Genomic DNA, 9529 nt, shown 5'->3' on the forward strand with positions numbered 1-9529 from the left:
GATATCAGCTGTTCCAGTCGATAGCGTTGAACAGGCGATACTGCTTGGCGGCGTAATCGTGGTCGACCTGGTGTGCAAAGGCAAGCAGGCCAGCCACATGGCGTTGCATTCCGATGCGCGACGCAAAGCCTCGCCTCTGCATATGTGCAAGCACTCCGATCTTCGGACTTGTCAAGGCGTAGAGGTGAGTCTCCAGATTGTTACGGAACGACCGCGTGAGCCGTGGCCACTCACGATCTACCAGCACACCAAGCATAACCTTCCTTGCTTGGGGTGGCGCGATACTGGTTTTGGGATGGCGAGCGGCAAGCCCGAAGGTGCTGAGCGCCTGTTCAACGAGCTTGACTAGGTGCATTGCGGAGGACCGCCGCACGTCGTCAATACGCGAGAACGCCAAGTCGTCCGCATATCTGGTATAGGTCCAGCCCTGTTTCCTGCACATTTCGCTAAGGTGCACGTCGAGTGCATAAACCGCGAGGTTCGCAAGCATCGGGCTGGTGGGCGCGCCCTGCGCCAAGTGTCCTTGTGGCCACGGTCGATAGGGCAGGTCGCTGGTCTCAGTGAATGGACGAGAGAATTCTGCGAGAGGCAATCGGGTGCAGATACGCGCCAGTTGGAAGCAGAGTAACGCCGGATAGCCTAGGCTGCGAAAGACGAAATATACCTGCCGCTCAGTAATGGACTCGAAAAAATTCCTCACATCAAGTTTCACCAGCCATTTTGCGCCGGCATGCTTCTTGGCTGACTTGACCAGGTCGCGGCCCTTGGCAAAAGCGTAGCTTGCATCGTGAGGCGTCACGGCATTGAGGATGTTCTGAGCGATCCAGCGCTGCGCCCGCATGAGGAGCGAATCCGGAACACAGATGGTCCGAAAGCGCCGCGCGGGCTTGGGTAACCCATTGGGCTTTCCTCGCTTCTGCAACCGGAAGGTCCGGTAGGACTCGACTTTGCGAAAGATGACGTCCTGAAGGAATTCAGCGGAAACGTCGCAGAGGTGGCTGAGGTGGTGGAGAGTCAGCACCACGGGCAGATCGGAATTGGTCTGCTTGATGTTGCGCGCGATCGTGATCGCCGCTTCGATCGTCTTTTCTGATCGGCCGACCGCCCTAGCGCCGGTACGAAACTGCTGAGAATCCCACGGGTGCTGCATCTACTTTAGCCCGGCCCCGAGAGGGGCGCATCGTTCCACGGTGAGCCTCCGAGCGAACCCGTAAGGGCGGGGACCGATGCTCCGCGCGGTAGTCAGGAGCTCATTCAGCAGCGGCCGAAAACCCGGACGCCCACGATGACGGGTTACGACCCGTCATCCTGGCCAACCACTTAGGGTTGGCATATACTAGATTTGCCCCCGAGGGATTCTCAAGCTCCGAGGATAGTAGGGTTCAGTGTTGGTGGCAATTGTCGACTTGCGACGATCCCCACGTCGATTGGCCTTGAGAATCTCCTGGCCCGCCTCGGTGAGCCGCCCTTCCGACGTCAGTAGCCCACTCCTCACGGCCTGCTCCATGATCCGTTCGATCTCACCGCGCGGCAATGTCGTGGTCGCGGCGATGGCGACGACATCTTGGCGGCGCAGCAGCGCCGGCGGCACACTGAGGACCACTACGAGCTTGGCGTCTCCGGCGTTCAGGTCTTTCGCGAGCTCGACACCGACCGCCTCCGCCGCCGATCTGGCTTGCTCCGCGTCATCGAGTATCCGGAAGTGAGGCCTGAGATCGGCCGGTGCCGCGCCTTCGTAGAGAGCATGCCACTTGCCTCCCTCTGATTGATGTACGATGGCGGGCGTATTGTTGGGTATGCGAGAGCTGAGCGCCACAAGCGCGGCGCTGTCGCCATAGCCATCGCGCGCAACACCGCCGCGCCCGCTACTGGGCCCGTAATTCGCAATCAACCGGCGCCACTCATTCGCAAGTATTTTGTCCTTCCGAGTCCCGATTGTTGGAACGATATGCTCGGTGATCACGATTGGGAGGAGGCGGTGAGACTGTACGGTAGAAATGCCCGCCTGCGTGCCGGCAGCGGCGACGACGATGAACTCGATCCACTTTCGCGAAACCCAGGATTTAACGCTGGGGACCTTCCAGAACTTGTCAAGCATCTTGTTGACCCTGGTCCCGCTGCCGATCAGATCAGTCACAATGACGATCGCGCCGACGGGTGACGTCTTAGCGCGGATACCGCTTGGCCCTGGATGGTTCTTGAGGAGCCTCGGCCACTTCTCGACCAGTTGCGAGATCAGATGGGCAACGGTCCCTTCGCTTCCGACCCGCATCTTGCCCCGCGTCGGCTTGACCGGCCCGGAATAGCTGACGGCGCGCCTTCGGATACGTCCCGCAGCGTCGGCAACGTCGAGGCTTCCGAACGCAGCGCCGGAGTCGAATTCGCGCTCGGCATAAAGCGCCAGGGAGCGTCCGCGGCCGTGCCACTCCTCGACGAGTTTGTCGATCCCGTCCCGGATGGCATCGGCCACTTCGGTGTCGTTAAGCAGCAGCATCGCATCGAGAAGTTTGCTGGCCGCCTTCACATCGTTGGCCGATGAGAACTGAGCCAGCCAGGCCTTGCCTGTCTCACTTCTCGATAGCGGATCTCTTGCTCTTGTCACTCGTCCTCCGGCTCCTCTCGGTAACCATTACTCGTCATATTGCACCTTCTCAAGACCGCGTCGGATGTCCGTTCCGGGCTGATCGCGCCGAGTCGACCGTATGTCAGACACTTCCGGCCTGCCCCGATCAACAGAACATCAACAGACATGCCAGACCAGTCCGGTTCGGGCTAACAACATAAATCTCCCGACAGCCCCGTGGCGTCTGTCTCGGGCTGGGAGTGGACCGTCGACGATCCGATTCCCCTGCCCGCCGGCAGCAAGCGTCGTCATGGATGCGCCCAGTCCGGCTCTCAATTCGGGACCGCGGGGACAAAAGTGGTGAGGACTGAACAGCGTTGATGCGACAGCAACGACAGAATATGTTCCGAATTTTGGTTGGACGCGTGCGATACAACAACTAGGTTCAGTCATGCGCTTTATTGCCAACGGCCCCTCAATTCCTGACGAGTTGCTTGTTTCCCGAGATGCGGGTGACGTCATCTTCTTCTGTGGCGCTGGCGTTTCCCAGGCAAATGCCAATCTGCCCAATTTCGAAGGACTGGGTCGAGAGGTCATTCGGTTGCTGGGCGCCGCACAGGACAGTCCCGCTCGAATATTGCTCGACAAGGCCCTCGAAATGGGCCGGATGGCTGGCGTCGGCGGACTCCTGGCGACCGACCGAATATTCGGCCTGCTGGAGCGGGAGTTCGAGGTCGCCGACGTTCGAGGGGCCGTCGCCGAAGCAATAAAGCCCGCCGCGGGTTGCAGGCTGGACGCTCACCGGATCATGCTAGATCTTGCGACTTCGCGCGCCGGAATTACGCGCCTCGTCACCACGAACTTCGACCTCTTGTTCGAAGAATGCGACTCTTCACAACCTTGTTCGGGTCCGCCTCAGCTTCCCGACCCGAGAAATGATCGCGATTTTCGGGGAATCATCCATCTGCATGGAAGAGTGGACTCGCTTTATCGAGGCCCTCAGGATGACGAATTCGTTGTTTCGAGCGCCGACTTCGGAAGGGCCTACCTGACTGACAGGTGGGCGACAAAATTCATCCAATCGCTGTTGGCACGGTTTCAAATCGTGTTTGTGGGTTACACGGCGGACGATCCACCGGTGCAGTATCTTCTAGAGGCGTTGAATCTCCGGGCCGGCACCAAGAGCCGACTGTTCGCCTTCCAGGAGGGCGAAAGCGGCGCCGCGGCGGCCCTGTGGGAACATAAGGGCGTGCAAGCGATACCATTCGACAGCACCAATGGATTTGGGCCTCTTTGGGACACGTTGGCCGCTTGGGCCGGGCGCGCGCGCGATGTCGACGGCTGGTACGCGGACCTCCTATCCAAGGCGTTGCGAGGACCGGCGGCGCTGGACGCTCATGTCCGGGGACAGATCGCCCACATCGTCTCCACACGCGAAGGGGCCCGCCGGATAGCGGCGGCAGTCGAACCGCTGGATGCGACATGGCTCCTGTCCTTCGATCCTAGGCATCGGTTCGGCATCGCGAACCGGAGCGACCCGTACGATGAAGCTTCCGACCTCTTCGATCCCTTCAAGGCGCTGGGTCTAGACTTCGACATTCCACCCGAGCCGGCCGATCCGGACGACACATTCCGGCAGCGCACGGTGTTCGACAAGCGCAAAGCGCCGGATGCTGCGTGGGATGCCTTCGCATCAAGCCGTCTCGACCTCGAAGAATCGGGCGACCAGACCATCGGTTCACTTCGTGGCCCGATGTCAGGCGCGGCGGCACCACTTCCGCCCCGTCTCGCCAGCATAGGCGCCTGGATTCGACAGGTGGCTCACCAACCAGCCACGCTCTGGTGGGCCGCACATCAAACGGCGCTGCATCCCGACATAAGGCGAGAGATCGAATCTGCCCTTTTGCACGATTCCAAGAGATTCTCCGCGAGCGCTTGCCGAGGTTGGCGTTTGCTGCTGGCCGCCTGGGCCGACGAGCGCGGCGACCCTGAAATGCTCATTTACGAAATCAAGATGCGCGAGCAGCAGGAAGGGTGGTCACCCTCGCTGGTGCGCATTTTATCTGCGCTCTACAGACCGCGTCTGAAGGTAAGGCATACTCTGAGCGCACGACATCCTCTCCTTTGGACCGAGGGTAAAATTCCGGAAACGGTTATCCACGCCGACGTCGAGTATCCGCGCCCGCACGAAAGTGCGAAGATTCCCGGCGAGCAACTTGCATACACGGCAAGCCAGTTTCGCGGCAATCTGGAGCTGGCGATATCGCTTGAGAAGCAGGTTTCGGGGCACGATCAACTTTATTTCGAGACGACCCGCGCCGACGACGGCGCCCCTGAGTTGTCCGACGACAGCTACGGCCTGACGGGGCTAATCATCCATTTTCAAAAGCTCATGGACCAATGGGCGAGTCACGATCCTTCAGCATGGTGCGCTGAAGTCAAACGTTGGCCGGCCGATGATCTTTACATCTTCGCCAGGCTACGTATCTGGGCAGCCAGTAATGCCGCGTTAGTGCCTGAGGAAGCTGCCAAAGTCTTTCTTACTCTCCCAGATCCAGTCTTCTGGGGCATTCAGCACGAACGCGATCTCCTTTATGGTTTACGTGAGCGCTGGGCGGAATTACCGCTTGCCGCAAAATCGGCGCTCGAAGATCGGTTACGTACAAGCTCTTTTCCGTACGACCTCGACGTGACGGGCGGCCGAGACCGGGCTATCGCGCGTGATCGGCTGAACCGTTTGCATTGGCTCTCAGGTCAAGGTGTCACCTTCAGCTTCGATTTGGCGAGCGAAATGGCAACGCTGAGGGTCGCCGCCCCGGAATGGACAACCCAGGTCGGCGACGAGGCCGCTAGTTCGCATGCGTCCGGCTCTTTCAGCGTCAGAACGGATGATAGCCCCGAAGCAATCCTTGCGACCCCGATTTCCGAAATCCTGAGCCATGCCCAAGAAGCCAGCACGATGGATTTTGTCGACCATGTCCAACGCGAGCCGTTTCTGGGCCTAGCTTCGCGCCGACCGGCGCGCGCGCTCGCTGCGCTGACACATGCCGCTCGTCAAGGGGAGGCGCCACGGTGGGCTTGGTCGACATTCCTCCGTGCGGAGCGTCGATTGACCGACCGAACACGGATGATCGCTGCGATTGCGGGACGGCTGGAGCGCCTGCCTGTCAATCGACTCAACGAGATCGCCTATCCCGTTTCAGATTGGATGGAGCGCATCGCCGATCGCCTTTTTGGCGATGCCGCTCACGTCTTTGGCGGCCTATGGAATCGGATGGTCGAGGCATTGACGTTGGGCGACAAACGGCGTCGGCATCGACCTGACCGGAGCTGGGCAGAGGACGCGTTGAACGCGCCAGTTGGAAAGCTCGTCAATGTCCTGATGAAGGATCCCGCCAAGAATGGACTAGAGCCCGGCGCGGGTTACCCGCGGCACTGGACCGCGCGGATGTCTCAGCTTCTCGGCCTGCCAGGTAATTTGCGACACCAAGCTCTAGCGATGACTAGTTTTCAATTGGTGTGGCTTTTCACAATCGATCCAGAATGGACAGAGCAACAGTTTCTGTCTTGCGTGGGCGATCCGGGTGACGACGGAGACGCTTTCTGGGAGGGTGTACTTTGGGCAGGACGGCTCCCAAGCCGCCCCCTTCTTTTACGACTGAAATCTGGCCTCGTCGCTCGCACTATCCAGCCACGCCTTCGTCAAGAGCAAGGTAACGTCATAGCAGGATTTCTACTCGCCGGCTGGGGCGCCGAGCCAAGCGCTGAGGAGCCTGAGCGGCTTGTCACGGACGTCGAGCTGCGCGAGGTGCTAATCCACACCAATGACGAGCTTCGGGGGCGGCTCCTCTGGCATCTCAAGCAATGGTCGGCCCAGGCTGATGGGCATTGGCGCGAGAGAGTGATTCCATTTCTGAAGCATGTGTGGCCGAAGCAGCGCGCGCTTCGAACGCCGAGCGTTTCAGCACGTCTGACAGACTTCGCATTGGCGAGCGGAGACCTTATGCCTGAAGTCGTCGAGCTGATCATACCGCGGTTAGTTCCTGTTCGCGGCGTGGCACTAAATATGCTCGCTTTGAAAACAGAATCTGAAAATTATCCGCCGCGACGTCATCCGCGGGCCACCCTGGACTTGCTTTGGGTGGTGTTGGCGGAAGACCCAACACTGTGGCCCTACAGGATCGAATCAGTGCTCGCTCAACTCGCGCAAGCATCTGAGACAAACGCTGACCCTCGACTATCCGAGTTGAGACGGCGCCGAGAGCGATAGGCTATCGAACACCTCGTTGATGAATCGTAGATACTCGGTCTGTCCGAGGCAGCAGACGCGAAATGAGAGGGCCTTCCCGACTGCCGTAAAGATTTCGATTTCGGAAGCATGATCGGCTCAGGGCCTTTCGTTTGATATCATTGTCAAGCTCCCGGCCTAACCTAGCACCGCCGCACGGCCCAGATGCCCTGTGCGCCATTCTGACAACCGCCTTACGAGCCGGGATATAGGTGCTCTGCAGCTCATGGTCAAAACTCAAATCTTGCGATGCACGAGTCTCTTGTTGCACGAACCGGAGGTCGGAGGTCGGGCAGAGAGAATGCCAGCGTCAACGTGTTCCGCTATGCCAGGACGGATAGAGAGACCGCAGATCATGAGCCTTTGGCTAAGGCGTCGGAACTATGGCGGCTCTCAGATCGCGGCGGACTTGGTCCCGTACTATGGCTGAGGACGCCAGAAACCGTCCGATGTCTGTTAAGGGCTGACAACGTTCGTCACCTGGCTGCCCGGTTGCGTCCGTACCGGGCGACTTACGGACGTGACAGGGCCGCCCGACCGCGTCGCGAATGACCCGAACCGGTCTTCGGCAAGTCAGTCTCGCGCGCCCCTCTGCGATCCGCGGCGCGGTCGCTTGTCGTTTTCGGCCAGACAGTTAACCACAAGATGAAGCAGATGCGATTGAGGGAAGCGACTTGCGTGAAAGCAACTGATCACTAACTGTTGCGAACGCGGCAGCCAGCCGGCCGGGCCGCAAGGGAGAGCCGTATGGCGGTGGTCCGAAAAAAAGCGAGGTCCATCATCAGAGTCACCGATGGCGCGGGCGGCATGATGGAGGTCAAAGATCGCCGGTTCGAGGCTGGCGACTGGCCGATCAAATTTGAAATCCCGGCCGACGAAGAGCAAGCGGATCGATGGTCACGCTATCTCGCTTGGGGATGTCACCGACGAGGCTGGCAGTCCTCGGCATTAGGTCAGCTCGATCGCGCCGAGAACAGCGGTACAATCACGCTTATCGAAAACGGCACATCTCAGCTTGAGATCGTCTGGGAGCGAAAGCGCGGCGGCCCGTTGAAGGTCAGGGCGCGTCTCGCTTCATCGACCCTGCCGCTATCTGACGCGCAGCTATTTTTTGGCGAGGTCAATGATGATTGCCGCGCGGCCCGCACGGAGCCACGCTATTTTCGCAGTACCCTGCAATATGATGATGGAATGGCATGGCGCGGTGAGCTGTGGCTCGACGACAAAACGCGCCTTGCACCTCCGTCCCTGCAAGACGAGACTGCGATAATAGGTCCACGGATCGTTCATGTGGACGCAATTACCGAGTGCATTGGTGAGCCCGACATCATTAGTGCGCGCCAAAAAATGCTCTTGGAGGTCTCTGCGTTTCTGAGTGTCGTCACCCAACGCGCGGTTCGATTGCTGGATCATGGAAGAGCCTGGGTCTGGACAGCCGACATGAAGAGCTGCGAGGTTCGGACACTGGGATATCTCGAGCCTACTAATCCGCTCTGCATGCCGAGCCGCGGGACCGTCAAGCAGGTTCCATTATATCCCATCGACGATCCGCCGCAGGGGATTGATGGTAGTATCAATGAAATATCTTTCCGGGAGGACATCGCCGATCTTTGGAGCTTGTACTGCGGTCTTAGCGCAGAACGACGCGCCCAGTTCTTGCAAGCAGCTGCCAAATGGCAGGAGGCCGTCATTCACTGGCAAGATCGGCCGTCACTTAGTTTCACGTTGATGGCGATCGCATGTGAAGCGTTGAAGCCGCCCGATGATGGACGAAATTGCTACGCCGTCATCGAGGCCTTGCTGGGGCGAGACGCTGTTGATCGTGTACGGCAGAGCCCGTTCCCGGCGCAATATGTCCGCAGCACCCATCTTCATACCGGCGAGTTCCACGGCTCCGAACTCGTGCTGGTCGATTTTTTGTCGAGCTATCGGGATCCGAGTTTCCGAGAGGCGCATCGTGAGATGTTCAAGGTCACATCAGCGGCGATCATCGAATGGCTCAGGAAGGGTGGCGCCTTTCAGATGCCGACACCAAAGAATCGGCGCAAGTTCCCCAAGTGGCTGAAAGACAATATAGCTGTGGCGGCCTGCATTATTTTCGCGGCTGGCTTGGGGCTTGGTTTGGCGATCGGCTACTTTCGCTGACCACCGCGCGGCACACTCACTCAAGATGCTCAATCGCGAGAGGGCCGAACGGCCGCTTCGATAGGTCGCTTGATGGTAAGGAGAAACCCGATACATAACGGGGAACGAGAACATGGGCCTTCGGCTATGGCGTTGGAACTGAGTGCGGCTCTCGGATCACGCGGGAAATTGCCCGGGTTGTGCCTGATGCCAGCAGCCGCCCAACGTCCGTTTAGGGCTGATCGCATCACTTTGGCCGCCGGCCGCCCCTTCGGGTCAACCGTAACCGGCATGAGGATCCACGAAAGCAGTGTTCAGCCAGCGCGTGCGTATCGGATCGGCATCCAGTACTGGCGCATGGCCTCGACGACGGCCGGGATGTCGGCATGGGCGTTGCGCATGAATTCTTCGGTTTCGCGGCCCGTTCTGGGTGGCCCGAGCAGTGGGCGCCCCTGCTCGTCGACGCAATGCAGCAGGATGGGCAGGAGCAGGCCGTGATTGATGTTGCTGATGTCGAGCAGCGGGGCCCAGGCCGATAGTCTCAGCTGCATGGC

General features: G+C 59.6%; 4 protein-coding genes and 1 pseudogene. 2 read left to right on the forward strand and 3 right to left on the reverse strand.

Translation table 11 applies throughout. The features are described from left to right. Positions 1 to 4: 4 nt before the first annotated feature. Positions 5 to 1150, reverse strand: coding sequence for a reverse transcriptase family protein (locus tag WCB02_RS36545; RefSeq protein WP_423966550.1), 1146 nt, complete (start codon positions 1148 to 1150; stop codon positions 5 to 7). A 186-nt stretch (positions 1151 to 1336) separates the two neighbouring features. After that, the gene (locus WCB02_RS36550) at positions 1337 to 2602 is read right to left on the reverse strand and encodes a phosphoribosyltransferase-like protein (protein ID WP_423966552.1); all 1266 of its coding nucleotides are present in this window, start codon (positions 2600 to 2602) and stop codon (positions 1337 to 1339) included. A gap of 412 nt (positions 2603 to 3014) precedes the next feature. On the opposite strand from WCB02_RS36550, the gene WCB02_RS36555 reads away from it, so the two are divergent. Together WCB02_RS36555 and WCB02_RS36560 are read left to right on the forward strand one after the other, a co-directional pair. Further along, positions 3015 to 6833: an SIR2 family protein gene (locus WCB02_RS36555; RefSeq protein ID WP_423966554.1), complete on the forward strand. Its 3819-nt coding sequence runs from the start codon at positions 3015 to 3017 to the stop codon at positions 6831 to 6833. 765 nt (positions 6834 to 7598) lie between these two features. Next, positions 7599 to 8996: a hypothetical protein gene (locus WCB02_RS36560; RefSeq protein ID WP_423966556.1), complete on the forward strand. Its 1398-nt coding sequence runs from the start codon at positions 7599 to 7601 to the stop codon at positions 8994 to 8996. 293 nt (positions 8997 to 9289) lie between these two features. Here the strand turns inward: WCB02_RS36560 and WCB02_RS36565 are convergent. Further along, positions 9290 to 9529 (reverse strand): annotated as a pseudogene (locus WCB02_RS36565) (YecA family protein); the annotation flags it as partial.

It is taken from the genome of Bradyrhizobium sp. (assembly GCF_049581145.1).
Lineage (GTDB): Bacteria > Pseudomonadota > Alphaproteobacteria > Rhizobiales > Xanthobacteraceae > Bradyrhizobium.